General features: G+C 44.3%; 17 protein-coding genes and 1 tRNA gene. 7 read left to right on the forward strand and 11 right to left on the reverse strand.

All coding sequences use genetic code 11. The annotated features are described in order from the left end of the window. Positions 1–64: 64 nt before the first annotated feature. The 3 genes from glyS to ACC612_RS09280 form a co-directional block, all read right to left on the reverse strand. Positions 65–1,819, reverse strand: coding sequence for a glycine--tRNA ligase (gene glyS, locus ACC612_RS09270; protein ID WP_371854249.1), 1,755 nt, complete (start codon positions 1,817–1,819; stop codon positions 65–67). A 409-nt stretch (positions 1,820–2,228) separates the two neighbouring features. Next, the gene (locus tag ACC612_RS09275) at positions 2,229–3,020 is read right to left on the reverse strand and encodes a 2-amino-3,7-dideoxy-D-threo-hept-6-ulosonate synthase (RefSeq protein WP_371854250.1); all 792 of its coding nucleotides are present in this window, start codon (positions 3,018–3,020) and stop codon (positions 2,229–2,231) included. A gap of 52 nt (positions 3,021–3,072) precedes the next feature. Further along, positions 3,073–3,585, reverse strand: coding sequence for a deoxyuridine 5'-triphosphate nucleotidohydrolase (locus ACC612_RS09280; protein ID WP_371854251.1), 513 nt, complete (start codon positions 3,583–3,585; stop codon positions 3,073–3,075). A 190-nt stretch (positions 3,586–3,775) separates the two neighbouring features. On the opposite strand from ACC612_RS09280, the gene ACC612_RS09285 reads away from it, so the two are divergent. The 3 genes from ACC612_RS09285 (at position 3,776) to ACC612_RS09295 (ending at position 6,457) form a co-directional block, all read left to right on the forward strand. Further along, complete coding sequence (locus ACC612_RS09285) at positions 3,776–4,036, forward strand: hypothetical protein (protein WP_371854252.1); 261 nt, start codon at positions 3,776–3,778, stop codon at positions 4,034–4,036. 273 nt (positions 4,037–4,309) lie between these two features. After that, positions 4,310–5,899, forward strand: coding sequence for a cohesin domain-containing protein (locus ACC612_RS09290; protein ID WP_371854253.1), 1,590 nt, complete (start codon positions 4,310–4,312; stop codon positions 5,897–5,899). Positions 5,900–5,923: 24 nt separating this feature from the next. Next, the gene (locus ACC612_RS09295) at positions 5,924–6,457 is read left to right on the forward strand and encodes a cohesin domain-containing protein (protein WP_371854254.1); all 534 of its coding nucleotides are present in this window, start codon (positions 5,924–5,926) and stop codon (positions 6,455–6,457) included. Positions 6,458–6,565: 108 nt separating this feature from the next. Here the strand turns inward: ACC612_RS09295 and ACC612_RS09300 are convergent. From ACC612_RS09300 to ACC612_RS09310, 3 genes are all read right to left on the reverse strand, one after another. Further along, positions 6,566–6,639, reverse strand: a tRNA-Val gene (locus tag ACC612_RS09300). Positions 6,640–6,690: 51 nt separating this feature from the next. Next, on the reverse strand, positions 6,691–6,885 hold the full coding sequence (locus ACC612_RS09305) for a hypothetical protein (RefSeq protein ID WP_371854255.1): 195 nt from the start codon (positions 6,883–6,885) through the stop codon (positions 6,691–6,693). A gap of 95 nt (positions 6,886–6,980) precedes the next feature. After that, the gene (locus ACC612_RS09310) at positions 6,981–7,430 is read right to left on the reverse strand and encodes a YqaA family protein (RefSeq protein WP_371854256.1); all 450 of its coding nucleotides are present in this window, start codon (positions 7,428–7,430) and stop codon (positions 6,981–6,983) included. Between the two features lie 171 nt (positions 7,431–7,601). On the opposite strand from ACC612_RS09310, the gene nth reads away from it, so the two are divergent. The 4 genes from nth (at position 7,602) to tpiA (ending at position 11,654) form a co-directional block, all read left to right on the forward strand. Next, on the forward strand, positions 7,602–8,225 hold the full coding sequence (nth, locus tag ACC612_RS09315; RefSeq protein ID WP_371854257.1) for an endonuclease III: 624 nt from the start codon (positions 7,602–7,604) through the stop codon (positions 8,223–8,225). Positions 8,226–8,340: 115 nt separating this feature from the next. Further along, the gene (thiC, locus tag ACC612_RS09320) at positions 8,341–9,591 is read left to right on the forward strand and encodes a phosphomethylpyrimidine synthase ThiC (protein WP_371854258.1); all 1,251 of its coding nucleotides are present in this window, start codon (positions 8,341–8,343) and stop codon (positions 9,589–9,591) included. A 158-nt stretch (positions 9,592–9,749) separates the two neighbouring features. Further along, entirely contained in the window at positions 9,750–10,946 is a 1,197-nt protein-coding gene (locus ACC612_RS09325; protein ID WP_371854259.1) for a bifunctional 5,6,7,8-tetrahydromethanopterin hydro-lyase/3-hexulose-6-phosphate synthase, read from the forward strand. A gap of 51 nt (positions 10,947–10,997) precedes the next feature. Next, a complete protein-coding gene (gene tpiA, locus ACC612_RS09330) occupies positions 10,998–11,654 on the forward strand; it encodes a triose-phosphate isomerase (protein WP_371854260.1) in 657 nt (218 codons plus the stop codon). Positions 11,655–11,678: 24 nt separating this feature from the next. On the opposite strand, the gene ACC612_RS09335 is transcribed toward tpiA, so the two are convergent. The 5 genes from ACC612_RS09335 to ACC612_RS09355 form a co-directional block, all read right to left on the reverse strand. Beyond that, a complete protein-coding gene (locus tag ACC612_RS09335) occupies positions 11,679–12,002 on the reverse strand; it encodes a hypothetical protein (RefSeq protein ID WP_371854261.1) in 324 nt (107 codons plus the stop codon). A gap of 81 nt (positions 12,003–12,083) precedes the next feature. Continuing rightward, positions 12,084–13,385, reverse strand: coding sequence for a prephenate dehydrogenase (locus ACC612_RS09340; RefSeq protein ID WP_371854346.1), 1,302 nt, complete (start codon positions 13,383–13,385; stop codon positions 12,084–12,086). 2 nt (positions 13,386–13,387) lie between these two features. Then, complete coding sequence (aroE, locus tag ACC612_RS09345; RefSeq protein ID WP_371854262.1) at positions 13,388–14,209, reverse strand: shikimate dehydrogenase; 822 nt, start codon at positions 14,207–14,209, stop codon at positions 13,388–13,390. Beyond that, positions 14,206–14,910 carry a type I 3-dehydroquinate dehydratase gene (aroD, locus tag ACC612_RS09350; protein ID WP_371854263.1) on the reverse strand — a complete coding sequence of 235 codons (705 nt, stop codon included), beginning with the start codon at positions 14,908–14,910 and terminating at the stop codon, positions 14,206–14,208. Before aroD ends, aroE begins: the two co-directional genes overlap by 4 nt. An 11-nt stretch (positions 14,911–14,921) precedes the next feature. Then, positions 14,922–16,064, reverse strand: coding sequence for a 3-dehydroquinate synthase II (locus ACC612_RS09355; protein WP_371854264.1), 1,143 nt, complete (start codon positions 16,062–16,064; stop codon positions 14,922–14,924). Positions 16,065–16,075: the final 11 nt, after the last annotated feature.

The following is a 16,075-nucleotide window of genomic DNA, read 5'->3' on the forward strand; positions in this document are numbered from 1 at the left end:
TTTTTGTCGAGTGTAACATATACAACCCATATCTTTTTAAATATGTGCAAGCGCAGTGAAAGTATTATAAAGGCTTTCCCGCACTTTCAAATTTTCTGTCCGTATGTACAAGTTCATAGAGCACATCTTCTATCTTCTCAATAGGCACTCTCACCTGCTGCATGCTGTCCCTGTCCCTTATAGTCACTGTATTGTCTTGCAGTGTATCGTAATCTATAGTGATACAATAAGGGGTTCCTATCTCATCGTTACGCCTGTAGCGGCGACCGATAGCCCCGGAATCATCATAAGCTGCCAGCAGTCCTTTGTTTCTTAGCTTGTTGGCTATTTCCTTTGAAGGTTCTATCAGTTCCTGTCTGGTCAGCAATGGCAATACTGCAACTTTTACAGGAGCTACCTCTTTCTTGAACCTCAGGACTATCCTTGCTTCATCCTCAGCTTCTTCTTCAGACTCTTTTGCAGGGACCATTTCTTCATCATAAGCGTGTTCCATAACTGAGTACAGGATCCTGTCTATGCCAAATGAAGGCTCTATCACGTGTGGGACGATAGTCTCCCCACTGATCTTGATGGTCTCCTGGGCGAACTCCACCATTTCTCTTGGTACGGTAAACTCTTCTCCGCCAGCTATAACTTTGATCTCTTCCTTTTCGAGTTCTTCGGCTGTCAGGGCTTTAAGTGCTTCAGCAACAATCTTTGCTTTGCCTTTGAACATCGGTCCCATCTTTTCCATATTGGGTTTTACCACGAACTTTTCTACCATCTTTGGCTGTTCGTACTCGATAAAAATGGAAAGTTCTGTTTTGCTCATGTTGGCATGTGCTGAAAGGTCGTAATCTGTCCTGTCCGCAATACCTACTACTTCCACCCAGCCGAATCTGTCAGTAAGGATCTCAGCATCCCAGCAGTCAATGGCATAATGGGCCATTTCATCTTTCCTGTGCTGTCTGAACCTTAGCTTGTCGTGGGCGATACCAACGCGCTGCAGGAAGTGGTTTACCAATGCTACCTGATAGGCAAGGAACTCATGTGCAATAATACCATTATCTACAGCGTCTTTAACTGTCATAATTTCGGATTTTCCAATATCCTGTGCTGCATCAGAATAAAGGTTAATTGCAGTGTCTTTAAACCTCTGGAAGTTCGGATGACTCTTGCTTTTAGGGTCAATGAATATCTCTGCTTCTGCCTGGGTGAACTCCCTCAACCTTATAACTCCCTGCCTTGGTGATATCTCATTACGGTATGATTTTCCTATTTGGGTTGCACCGAAAGGAAGCTTATCGCGGTAGTAGCGTGCGAGCCGGAGGAAATCCACAAACATGCCCTGGGCAGTTTCTGGTCTCATATATCCTTTTCTTCCCGTACCGGGACCTATCTGGGTTTTGAACATCAGATTGAATTCATAGGTATTTCCCAGGTCGCCTCCGCACTCGGGGCATTTAACGCTGTTCTGTGCGATGATTTTATCCAATTCCTCATCACTGAGGCCATCCGCTTCTTCAGTTATGTGTTTTATCAGATGGTCTGCTCTGAAGGCTTCGCCACAATTCTTGCATTCGCAGAGAGGATCTGAGAATCCTCCTACATGACCTGATGCTATGAACACTTCTTCTATTCCTATGGTCGGGCACTCGATCTCCATAAACCCTTCCTGTATTACGTATATCTCACGCCAGATCTGTTCTATTCTGCGTTTCAGAGTGCTTCCCAAAGGTCCGTAATCATAGAATCCGGCTGTGCCCCCATACAGCTCAAAAGAGTTCCACAAAAATCCACGGCGTTTAGCCAATTCTATAACCTGTTCATATCTATCCATAATGGTCCTCAAAAATGATTTTTATCATATGAATGTTATTCTATGGTAGAACATCGATATTCCCATTGGATTTAACATTATCGAGTTTCCAAGAAGAACTAACTTTCTCTTTCATGTTCACAAAATTAATTTTTATCTCCATAATGCTTATATTTGTGTTCATATATACAAGGTATTAGGCAAGGCCGAAAGAAGCATTTTCATATCGTACCACCACCAACAATCATTTCAATGAGTCTTTTAAAAATCAATGGCCTTGTCTTACTCCTCTTTTATCTAATTTTTTTCTCCAGGTATCTCCGATAAGTTGTACTGTGCAATTGGTCTGGAAACCCCTTCATTTCCACTGGAGAATAGAGTTTACTCTGACGGGTCTATGTTTTGTAAAAAAGTAAAAGTGAAATAGTTTTCATTCTCCAAGTACTTCCTCTACTGTCATCCCATCATGAACAATTTTGGAAATATTGGATACAAGTTTTACGGGATCTTCTGACTGGAATACATTTCTTCCAATGGCAACACCGCTGCCTCCTGCCTGCAAGGAGTCATATACCATTTGAAGCAATTGTTTTTCTGTATCCATTTGTGGGCCACCTGCTATAACAACAGGCACCGGGCAGCCTTCTACTACTTCTCTAAAGGTTTCTATACTTCCCGTATAATTAGTCTTAACAATATCTGCACCGAGTTCAGCTCCAATACGTGCAGCATGTTTTACGAATTTCACATCATGTTCGGAGGTGACCTTTGGTCCTCTTGGGTACATCATGGCAATGAGTGGTATCCCCCATTCATCACATACCTTTGCAACGTAACCAAGATCCTTCAACATCTGAGCTTCATCATCTGCACCTACGTTTATATGTACCGAAACAGCATCTGCTCCTATCTTGATCGCTTCTTCGACAGTAGTTACCAATACCTTATGGTTGGGGTCAGGTCCCAGGGATGTGGAGGCAGAAAGGTGAATTATAAGTCCTATGTCCCTTCCATATCCTCTGTGACCATATCTGGGCAATCCCATATGTCCAAGAACCGCATTTGCGCCTCCTTCTGCAACTTTGTTCACAGTGGTTGGGAGGTCTATTATGCCTTTGATCGGTCCTGCACCTACACCATGGTCCATGGGTATGATTATAGTCTTCCCCGTGTTACGGTTGAATATCCTTTCCATCCGTACGGATTTACCAATCTCGCTCATAACTTGCTATAATTGATTGAACATAGATATTCTTTACGTAGCAATTATGTGCTTAGATGTTCTCATGCTGATATTGGCCTTTATAACCCTCTTCCACTTCTGCATGCAATTCGTAAAACAGGAGTTGAATGATACGTGCATTCTTACGCAGATTGAATCCTTCTGGATTATGCACAACTAACATGGATTCACTTCTTCCTCTATAACCGGAGTCCCATACAGCAGTTCCTATGTTCACACCACATCTGAGCATTGTGGACCTGGGTCTTGCTATGGCAGCCAGGTCTTTCGGTATATTAACTATCTCATTAAATACTACTTTGTAAGTTCCGTGCGGAAGGAACACCCATCCCTCTTCGTCAAATTCAAGGGGTCTACTTAACGGAAGTTTTCGGCATGAATTGTCAAAATCAATAGCTCCCGCACCTTCCATAATTTCAACACGTTGTAATGTCATCTCCACACTATTGGGCTGCAGCTGTGTTTCCAGATCTATCATATTCTCAATAAGTGGCGTTTTTGATAGTATTCTTTCTCTTAGTTCCTTTTTTGATAATAGGGTCATGAGGCACAATTGGTGTACTGGCTTATTATCATATCGGATCTTATTCAACAAGAGCATATTTGTAAGTATAATTACTAATTAAAATAACCATTTAACTTAAATACATTAATGTACTACTTACATATGGACATGAGATGGGATACCTGTAATTGAGGCCAGTTCTATTTTGGCCTCTACAGGTGCTATATTTGTGTCATTGATAAAAGGAACACAGGAAGGTGGCATTATGAACAGTACATATCTTGTAAAAGAAGGCAACAGGCCTGAAATCGTTTTCCGGGTGACTCTAAGTCCTGATGGAAAGACCTATATGAAGGAATATTCCCTTGTTTTCCCTAAGTACAGAACTGCAGATATCCCACGTTATGATCCTATGGCTTATGCTGAGGTAGAGGCCATAGCAAAAGCAGGTGATCCGGGGCGCTGCAAGTTTGTACCAGAAGCTGAGTGAAAATCGAATATTGGCATAATTCTAAGTATAGTTTTAATTTTTGTAACTATTTTCTTTTTTGTTTTTATTGCATTTGAATACTCTTTCTAAGAGCCTACGATAATTTTAAATATCTGCTTGATCAAAACTTTACCATCATGCTATTCTAGTGTTTAAGTTATGGGATACGGATCTTAAATTTTATTACGTTCTCTTTTTATGCATGTCAATGATTTCAATTGATGGGATCAGGGGACTCAAAGTTCACCATCATTTGTGGAGTGGGGGATAGAAATGCAAATCAAGACAAATAATTACATTTACTTTGGAATATCATTGCTGATTGTAATAATGACTACGGTAGTCTGTTCAGCTGAAGAGTTAAATCAATGGGCTTCAGGTGCCACTGCGAGTAGTGAGTACACCGCAGACCGCTGGTCAGCAAATCAGGCCACTGGTGCACCGAACACAGATGCATGCGGTGATATCTCTACTGCCTGGGCTCCTGCAAGTTCAGGCACAGATCCAGAATGGTTAAGTTTGTCTTTTGCAACTCCTGTACTAGCTACAGCTGTTCGTGTTCATGAAACTAATATCGCTGGATTCATCTACCAGGTGGATGTTGTGGATACTTCAGGCCAAAAGCATACGGTATGGGCCGGTACAGACAGTACCGCCTGTCCCGGCTGGCTTGAGGTCACATTTGACAAAACTCAGTATACCATAAATGGTGTTATCCTGTACACTAAAATCGCAGGCTGGGAAGAAATCGATGCGGTAGAACTAATAGGTGATACTGATACCTCTACTACTACTACTGTGCCTTCTGATACCTCTCCTGGCACCGTATCTACTACTGTTTCCCCAAGACAGTGGGCCTCAGGTTCCACTGCAAGTAGTGAGTACACCGCAGACCGCTGGTCAGCAAACCAGGCTACTGGTGTACCAAACACTGACGCATGTGGAGATATCTCTACTGCCTGGGCCCCTGCAAGTTCGGGTTCAGATCCAGAATGGTTAAATTTATCTTTCTCAACTCCTGTCCAGGCTATAGGTGTTCGTGTTCATGAAACTAATATTGCTGGATTCATCTACCAGGTGGATGTTGTGGATACTTCAGGCCAAAAGCATACTGTATGGACCGGAACAGACAGTACGGTCTGCCCAGGATGGTTCGAGGTCACATTTGATAAGACTCAGTATTCTGTAAATGGTGTTATCCTGTACACTAAAATTGCAGGCTGGGAAGAAGTGGATGCAGTTGAACTACTGGGTGAGGGTGCCACAGAAACCAATGAATCAGTTCCGTCTTCAGGTCCGATTATTACATTCGAATCGCGTACCACTCCTACTGGAAGTACTGTGCAGATTCCCATTACATTAAAAGGAGTGACAGATAACATCGGAAATATGGACCTTACATTACAATACGATCCGGCTGTTCTGGACGCAAAGGAAGTGATGAACGGTCCTCTTACCCAAAGCGCCATTTTTGACTCCAATATCGTAGCAGGGAACATAAAGGTGAGCCTTGCTTCAAGTGAGGGTTTTGGCGGCGATGGTGTAATAGCTTATGTAAAATTCAATGTGATTGGAGCTTCTGGTTCATCTTCTGCACTGAAGATCACTAGCGTTTCAGCAAACACTGCGGAGGATATGCAGGCGATTACTATCTCTTCCAAAGATGGTTTGTTTAAGGTGATAATTGCAGGCGAAGGTTCCGGTGATGCTGATGGTGATGGAGTATATTCGGCAAGGGATGCTCTTGCAGCATTGCAGATGTCTGTGGGCAAAATTGACAAACAATCATTCATGGACATGAATCAGGACGGGGAGATTACTTCACTTGATGCAAGGATGATCTTGCAACTGGCAGTAAAATGAATGAACTGTGCATGGAGGTATAATATGAGAAAAATTCTATTTGCTCTGCTATTGGTAAGTCTTATATCTGTTGCATCAGGCGCATCCTTGGTTGTAAGCATAGGGGATATTCAAGGATCTTCAGGTAGTACGGTCCAGGTTCCCATTGCCCTCGCAGGTGCCAATGATGTCGGAAGTGTGGATCTCGTGTTGAAATATGATCCATCGGTGCTTAAGGCGGTCAGTGTGGAAACTGCAGAACTCAGTAAGAATGCCATTATGGAATCGAATATTACGAATCCGGGCCAGATCTACATTGCATTTGTAGATGCTTCAGGCATCAATGGAGATGGTGAGATAGCGACGATCTCTTTCTCTGTTCTGGGAGAAACAGGTGCATCCAGTCCTTTGTCACTGGTAGAAGCTTCAGTTTACAATCTTGAACTCGTGGAACAGCAGACAACAACCAAGGACGGAACATTCACTGCTGTAGAAGAATCTAAAGGCATGAGCTATGGATTCTTCTTGATCACACTGGTGGCAACGATCCTTGCTGCATTGGTAATCAGAAAAAAGTGATCCTTTCAAAAATAAGTGGGGATTTGATCTTTTTTCCCACATTTTTTTGGGAATTTCGAGCCAATTTACAAAATTATCTCTCAACACGTAGAATCTGACAAAACCCAGTGGGCCCGGGGAGATTCGAACTCCCGACCTCCGCCGTGTGAAGGCGACGTCATGACCAGCTAGACCACAGGCCCTTTAAGCAGCATAGAATAGTATTTCTCCTCTATAAGCCTATCGCTGCAACCTTAATTTGTTTTTGTGGACCTGACATATCTATAGGTGAAAAATCCAACCAGTATAGCTCCTGCTATGATTGTGAACAGTGCCAGGTTACTGGGCATAACTGCATACACGCCTACAGCTATCAATGTGCCAGTGGCTACAGCCACAGGGATCAAAAGTGAGTGCTTTCTGATCTGTTGCTCTTTTGGGTCTGTCATCACTTCACATTCCTTTATTTATATATAAGCAACATTCAATTATATATAATTTTCCTAATATAATCTATTATAGCAGTTGAAAGGATGCTTTGCCTTTAAATTATGCCCAAAAACATGTATGCAAATACAAGATACCTCAGGAACTTTCCCAGAAACACAAAAATGGAGAATATCTTAAAGTCGAGTCTCATTATGCCACCCATGGCTGTGATGGCATCACCTATGAGGGGAATCCAGGTGAAGAGTAAGGAATACACACCATATTTTTTAAACCATTTTTCAGCATTGTTCAAATGCTGCTGGGAAATTGACAGGTATTTCTCAATAAGATCCTTGCGTCCTACAAGCCCAATGTAGTAGGTTGTACATGCTCCACCATAGTTTCCTAGAGTCGCTACTATGACTAATGACATTGGATCAAATCCTTCATTTATAAGCAACAACAGCAGTGCTTCAGAACCCAATGGTAGCACCGTTGAAGCAAGAAAGCTTGCGAGGAACAGCCCGGCATATCCATAAACAGCAAGATCTGAAATTATATCCATCGCACCCAATTGAACAATTATGCATAAAAAGTAGGCGGCATATATGTCTCTCTCCGCAAACTGAAATATTATCAAATGTAACGATTAAGCATACCAAATCGATCATTTTTGCGGGGATCTATATTCTCATGCTCGAAAAGGCTTAAGTTGGCTTAGGTGCAATTTGTTCCCATGCTTGCGTCTGAAGTCATATCGCGCTTGAGAGAAAGATACACTCTGGGATTTTTCGATCGAACAAATGATCCTTTCTATGTGTTGATTTCCACAGTGCTATCACAGCGTACCCGAGACGATGTTACTATCCCAACCACTGAGAAACTATTCCAAGTGTACGATTCTCCGGAAGCTATGGCAGGGGCTGACCCAGAGGATATTGAGAAACTGATAAAGGATGTGGGATTCTACAGGGTTAAATCGCAGCGTATCATAGAGATATCTAGGATACTTCTTGAGGAGTACGAAGGTAAAGTACCGGATAACATGGATGATCTTCTCAAACTTCCAGGTGTGGGCAGGAAAACTGCTAATTGTGTTCTCACGTATGCTTTTCGCAAGGATGCAATTGCTGTAGATACTCATGTGCACAGGATATCCAATCGTCTTGGCCTGGTAACAACCAAAACTCCGGAGGAAACCGAAGTTGAGCTTGAGCATGTAGTTCCCAGGGAACTGTGGCAGTATGTTAATGAACTGCTTGTGAGATTCGGCCAGGAGATATGTAGACCAGTCTCTCCAAAATGTGATGTTTGCGTGCTGGAAGACCTTTGTCCATCCAGAGTGATGCGTATGAAATAACAATTAAAATCTTTTGTTGCAGCTATATCGCATAATCTATAATACACAAATAACCCATACTTCCTCTGGGCAGAAACAAATTCACAAGCCTTTTCCTCACTTACAGGAGATACTCATGAAAGCTACTCAGATCGATCATGCACTTGATGGTACACTGACCTCTGAAATGAAGTTAATTTCTAAAACCGAGAAAATAGATGAAGAGAATGTCATTTCCAGGGTTGCAGATGGCAGCCTCGTTATCATGATAAGAGATAATGGTCGCTGTATTGCCATAGGCAAGGGTGCGACAACTAAGGTAAATGTGAACCTCGGCACGTCTTCTGATACCATCCATCCGGGTGAAGAGATAGAAAAAGCACATATTGCAGAAAAGTATGGTGCAGACACCATAACCGATCTTTCCATGGGCGGTGATATCTCTTTTATAAGGAAGTCCATTTTTGAGAACACATCCCTGCCAATAACTACCGTTCCTATCTATCAGGCTGTTGTTGAAAAGGGTTTGATGGATATGACTGGAGATGACATCCTGTCCTACTTGAAAAAACATGTGACTGAGGGTGTGAGTTCTGTTGTGCTGCACTGCGTGCAGAAAAAGATGCTTGAAAAGATCAAAGGTTCAGGCAGGGTAATGGGTATGGTTTCAAAGGGAGGATCGTTCACAAGCGTCTTCATGTTGTCCAATAGATCTGAAAATCCCTTCCTTGAACATTTTGAGGAGGTCATGGAGATCCTCAGGAAAAAAGATGTTGTGCTCTCTTTGGGGAACACCATGCGCAGTGGCTGTATCCATGATCTGTGGGATGAAGCTCATAAAATGGAGGCTGAGAGCAATGCGCAGCTTGCACATGAGGCCCATGAGCATGGAGTGCAGGTTATCATAGAAGGTATGGGCGGACATATACAGGCAAATAACATTGCTGAGAGAGTTCATTTATACAAATCCATTGCCGATTATCCTCTGTTCGTTGCAGGCCCCCTGCCCACTGATATTGCTGTAGGGTATGATCACATTGCAGGAGCTGTCGGAGCAAGCATGGCAAGCGGTGCAGGTGCAGATTATCTGTGTTATATCACCCCTGCTGAACATTTGTCCCTTCCATCACCAGAACAGGTGAGAGAAGGTCTGGTAGCCTTCAAGATAGCATCTCATATAGGTGATTCCATAAAATACGGTATAAGTGGGAAGGATCTGGAACTTGCCAAGAAGCGTGTGAAGTTTGACTGGGAAGGACAGATGGAACATGCACTTGATCCTGATAAACCCCGAACGATGTGCCCAGATAACCCTGGTCCATGTACAATGTGCGGGAAATACTGTGCTATCAGCATCATGAGCAATTATCTGGCAGAGGGTAATTAAGTATACCACTCTATTTTTCCCATCGGTAAGTTAAACAATTATATAAAGTTCCCATCGCAAACATAATATAAAATGCGCCAGTTTCCATCACTGACTTATATAAAGTCGGACATGAAGAGTATATATATTCTTTATTTATCCAATTTTGTAGGTGAAGTATGTTACTAGTCGGCGAAGCACTCATTGGCGAGGAACCAGAACTCGCACACGTAGATCTTATCATTGGTGACAAGAATGGTCCTGTAGGACTTGCTTTTGCAAATGGAATTACCCAGCTGTCCGCCGGGCACACTCCTCTCTTGTCAGTTATCCGTCCAAACCTTCCAGCTAAACCATCGACACTGATAGTCCCCAAAGTTACTGTAAAGAACATGGGACAAGCAGCCCAGATCTTCGGTCCTGCACAGGCAGCGGTGGCAAAGGCTGTTGCAGATGCCGTTGAAGAAGGCGTTATCGACAAGAAGGACGTGGAAGACCTTGTGATCATAGCCAGTGTTTTCATACACCCTGAAGCAACTGACTACAACAGGATCTACAGGTACAACTACGGGGCCACCAAGCTGGCTCTCAAGAGGGCCATGGATGGCTTCCCAAGTGTGGATACCGTTATGAAAGAGAAGGACAGAGCTGCTCATGGCATCATGGGATTCAAGGTCACAAGACTTTGGGATGCTCCATACCTGCAGGTTGCTCTTGATAACCCCAACATTGCAGCCATCCGCAGTATCGTTGCTCAGATTCCAAAGAGCGACCACGTAATACTCGAAGCCGGTACTCCGCTCATAAAACGCTATGGTGTAGATGTTATTTCTCAGCTGCGTGAGATCAGGCCCGATGCATTCATAGTTGCAGATCTCAAGACCCTGGACACAGGTAACCTCGAGGCTCGTATGGTTGCAGATGCAACAGCGGATGCCATTGTGGTCTCAGCTCTTGCACCAGTGTCAACTCTTCAGAAGGCTATCGAAGAAGCACACAAGACTGGAATATATGCTGTAATGGACACACTCAACTGTCCAGACCCGGTTGCAGTGCTTGCAGAGCTCAAGAAGGTAGGCTCACTGCCAGATGTTGTGGAACTACACCGTGGTATTGACATCGAGGGTACAGAACACGCATGGGGCAGCATTGCTGATATTAAGGCATTTTCGACCGAATCCCACAAGGTTCTGGTGGCAGTTGCAGGTGGCATACGCATAGATACCATGCCTCTGGCCTTGAAAGCAGGGGCAGACATTCTTGTGGTCGGTCGTGCAATAACCAACGCAAAGGATGTAAGGCAGGTAGCAGAGAAATTCATAGAAGGCATGAACAAGCCAGAGATCGATCAGTTCAGAGTAATGACCGATTTCTAAGCGTGTTCATTATACACGCCTTTTTCAGGAGGGGTGAAAATTAGCTCAATTATGATAGTGTTGAACCTAAAGACATATCTTGAAGGCACAGGAGAAAACTCAGTAAAGATCGCACAGGCATGCAAAGATGTTGCAGATGATTCGGGCATTGACATTGCTGTTGCTCCACAGTTCTGTGATATCTATCGCATAGCTTCTCAGGTGGATATACCTGTATATTCACAGCACCTTGACAGTGTGGGTGCAGGTAGCTTTACAGGTCATGCTTTCTCCAGATGTATCAAGGATGCCGGTGCATTCGGCACTCTCATAAACCACTCAGAAAGGCGGCTTACACTTGCTGGGATAGACGCTTCTGTGCAGGCTGCAAAGAAAGCGGGTCTTGCTACCATTGTATGTACAAACAACGTGGCAACCTCTGCAGCTGCAGCAGCTCTGTCTCCAGATTACGTTGCCGTAGAACCTCCAGAGCTTATTGGCTCCGGTATTCCGGTATCTAAAGCCGATCCAGCTGTAGTCACAGGTTCTGTAGAAGCTATTCTTAAGGTCAATCCCGCAGTAAAAGTGCTATGTGGTGCTGGTATCTCCAAAGGTGACGATCTTGCAGCAGCCTTAGAACTTGGTTCAGTGGGTGTGCTGCTGGCCTCAGGCATAGTGAAGGCCCACAATCCCAAGTTAGCTCTTGAAGAGCTCGTAAGCAAAGTCTGATCTTATTCAGATCTTTCTTTATTATCAGGGCAGGAAAAGCCAGCTGATGAATAGCATGACAATAGCTATGCCCATCCGCTGGTACATGGGCATGTTGATCCCAAAACTGCTGCGCAATATATCAGATATGCCCACTGGTGGCGGAGCTATCATAAGTGCTGCCACGAACAAGGGGAGACCTGCCAGCAGGTTCCTTGCTACAAGTATAAGATAGAGGCCCTGCAGTCCAAGGTATATCCCAAAAGCAGCTAAGAAGAACAAACCACCTTTCTGGAATTTCAGGCGCTGCTCTGGAGCCATTTGCATTTTATCAACAAAACCATTTGTTTTCATATTCTCGCCAGACACCTCTTATGGTGATTGAACTCGCCTGCATATAACCGTAAGCCATGTGAATATTACAATGCTATGATCAACTATTTTCTCCGATCATACTCTTAACTGGCATCCGATACCACACAGGACTCGTTCTATGTCAGCCTGTACATTCTCAGGCTCCTGGTCTGCCAATATGCTGATGCGGTAGGTCACACTCTTTTTCCCATCGATGAGGTATTTGTCAATGATCTCAGATCTCACTATGTTCGCATTGCCTGAGAGAACTTCCAATATGATGTCGGGATCAGCGTTCTCCGGAATTATGACAGATATATCCCTTCTATGATGTACAAGATTTCTGATTTTCCACTCTTTCAGCTCCTCTGCTGAGAGCAGTTGTATATTCTCTATTTTCAGTGATACTGTTTTTGTTCCCTCTGCAAGCAAAACCTCAGTAGGGTTTACCTTCCATACTTCACCGACGTGTATCTTTCCAGTATACACGTGCAACAGCCCTCTCTCTTCTCCCACTGATGCCAGTAGATGGTCATATTCTGAGATCTTGAAATTGATGAGTTTGTCAGAACGTCTGAGCGCAGGGGCTGTGTCCCCAAAGTGTATGGCGGCTTCTTTCATTTTTGTAATGAACCCCTGAATGTCATGTATTCTCACAATTTCCGATGTGTGATGACACTCCTGAAGGAAAGCATCATGCACTTTGATAACCTCCGGGTTCTCCATCTGGATCATAGCATAGAGGTAAGGGTTCTGACCCAGTATCCTGCCTACGAAATCCAGCATAATGTCATACACTGGGCTCATGAACCTGCGTGATTCTTTCACATTGAAATCAAGCTTGTCCAATGTGGTCCCTATAGTTATATATGCAAAATGAGTAAGTCCCTGCACTACGGAAACGAACCGGTCGTGTTCCTCGGGCTCAACGATGACTATGTGAGCCCCACTGTCCTCTAACATCTTCCTTATAATAGGGAACCATTTCTGGCACCTGTCATTTATGGGTGTAAGGATGAACCTCTGTCCGTGCAGGCTTGGTATAGTGGGTCCGAACATAGGGTGAGTGCCCAGAATTTCCACATCTTGTGGAGCATATTTCTGCATAGCACGAGTTGGCCCGGTTTTCAGGGAAGTGAGGTCCATGAGCAGACTGCCTGCTTTCATCAGCGGTGCAACCTCTGCAATGACCTGCTCTGTGATGTCAATAGGCACGGAAATTATTACTACGTCGCTTCTTTTCACTTCTGTATGGAGATCGTGGGCAAACCTGACCCCCAGCCTTTCGGCTACTTCTATCTTTCCGCTTCTACCCCAGATACTGACATCAAAACTCCTTTCCCTGAAGAAGGTGGAGAACCACTGGCCCATTTCGCCGGTACCACCCACTATGAGCATTTTCAAGTTCTCAGCGCTCCCATCACAGCTTCCTTCATCACTTCCACGGGAGGCTCTACGCCGTTCCATATCCTGAAAGCTTCTGCACCCTGATATACCAGCATCATAACACCAGAAACTGTTGTTGCTCCGGCCTTTTCTGCTTCCATAAGCAGTTTCGTTTTCAGAGGATTATATACAATATCAAAAACCACAAGACCTTTATGCATCTGTTCTGCTGTAGCTATTGTATCTTCTACATAGGGGTACATACCCAAAGTTGTGCAGTTGATCAACACATCAGCTCTGGCTATAAGATCATTCAGCTGCTCAAGTCCGCATCCTTTCACATTTCCAACAGCAGCAACATCTTCTGCAAGTTGTATGGCTCTTTCAGGTGTACGGTTGGCAATGATCACTTCGGCTCCGTCGCTTGCAAGCTGGAAGCTAATTCCACGAGCAGCTCCCCCTGCACCCACTATGAGTACTTTTGAGCTCTCGATTTTCACCCCAGCTTCAATAAGTGCTCTCTCTGCCCCAATTCCATCTGTATTGTATCCTCGGATACCGTCTTTGAAATCTACAGTATTGACCGCACCCATGGCTGCTGCAAGGGAATCCGGCTCTACTATCTTCAGAGCTTCTTCCTTAAGAGGTACAGTAAGGTTCAAGCCCCCAAATCCCATCGCACTTGCTCCTTTGATAGCGTCTTTAAGGTTTTCCTTGCTTACTCTGAAGGCATGGTAGGCACAGTCCATTCCCAGAGCTTTGAATGCTGCGTTGTGCATTATAGGAGATAATGAGTGTTCTATGGGGTCTCCAAATACAGCAAATACTTTTTTCATAAGAGCACCTTCATTGTTCTTTTGAGTTCAGCTATGCTCAACTGCCCTGGAGCTACTGCTTCGCCCACGACACCATACGTCAGCACTGATCCGTATAATGGTGCTATCACACGCGTATGTTTTCCCAGATCGCCCATAGAGATCATACATACGGGTTTGGTAGCTTCATGAGTGACCTGTAAAAGGTTAATAGTATCGGCAGGCGAATTAGCCTTCGCAGCAAATTTAGCTATATCGCCTCCGCATTTCCATATCATTCCAAGGATGCTCTGCATTTTTTCAAAGGAGGGGGTTCCATTAAAATCGTGATGTGACACGATAACTGTCTTCCCAAGCTCGTGTGCCGATTTTATGATTTTTTCTCTGGAATCAGTAGGAGCAGCAAGTTCCACATCCAAAGCATCCACAAATGGCAATACATCCAGGAGAATTTGTATTCTGTCTTCTTCATTCCCTTCCCATTTCCCTCCATCAGATGGTACCCTATTGGTTGCAATACATGGAAGGTCTACCTCAGATTTCAAGGATGCTAGCAGTTCTAAAGTCGACTTTGTATCTTCTATTCCAAGCAGGTCCAGTCTGATTTCCAGTATATCTGCACCTTGCAAACGTGCTGCTTTGGCCTGTTCCAGGGGTGAGTGGCTTATGACAGCCACAACTGCCGCTCCTTTTGACAGGTCAAAGCCACCTATCTTAACCATGCATCCTCTGGTCACTTTTCGATGATAGTTTCTTCTACCTTCATTCCAAAGTGACGGCCAGTATCTTCGAATTTCACAAGCACCTCGTCACCAGGTTGCAAATCTGTGACTGCAACGGGCTTTCCACCTTTTGTCACAAGCTTGATGGTCTCTGCGTTCTGCAGGATGGTCTTAACGATCTTCCCTTTAAGGTCAGCTTCCACAAGCATGAGTGGTCTTCTCTCGATCTTTACTCTGCCCACGATGCCTTTTCTCTGTTCTCCTACTGCATTTACTATGGATACTTCGTCACCAGCTTCCAGTTCGCAGAGGTATTTCGTCTTCTCCCCGACCAGCACATAAGCATGTACTGCACCAGCATTTACCCTGAAAGGCCTGGATGCAACGTATGGGCTGTCATCTGCTTCCGAGTTCACGAGGAAAAGTCCGCAGGATTGCGAGCCTACAAGCATGCCCTCTCCACTTGTCATGAGATTGCATGTGTCTACGCATACTCGGTCTCCCATGCCTACCTGCTCCACTTTAGTGATAACAGCAGTTTGCAGATCGAGATTGGCAACACCAGATCTTTCTGCCATTGCTACTGTTTTTTTTATTTCGCTGGGGTCATCTGTGTCCAATAACACCCCATCAGACCCATGTTCCATGGTTTCAAGGGAAAGCTTTGCCTCTTCGGAAGTCCTGACTCCGGATATGATCTGGACTTCCTTGTCATGCAATCCTGCAATTAGGTTTTCCAGGGGAATCACTTTCCAGTCAGTGCCTACAGTAATAATATAGTCACACACTCCGGCTAGTTCTGCTGCAAACTCTTCATATTGCTTGTTGCGGATCACTACATATCCTGCGACCTTCAGGCCCTTGCCTTTAAGGCGAGTGGCAGTAATTATATCAAAAGATCCACTACAATCGGGAGGCAATGGTTTTGTGCCGTCTCCTTCGCTCCCTTTGCCGATCACTATTACATCAGCAGCAGATTTCTCATCATAAGCAAAAGCAGCAACCTTTATGTCCCCTAATTCTCTTACCTTTTCGACATCATTAGCATCTACCAGTACGTAATCCACGCCTGATTCCAATCCGGTGGTGATCCTCCCCTTCCTGTCATCCCACCTGCCTGCATCGGCCTTTATCCATACACTTTTACTGTTCATGTTCTCACTTT

The organism is Methanomethylovorans sp. (assembly GCF_041447285.1).
Taxonomy (GTDB): domain Archaea; phylum Halobacteriota; class Methanosarcinia; order Methanosarcinales; family Methanosarcinaceae; genus Methanomethylovorans.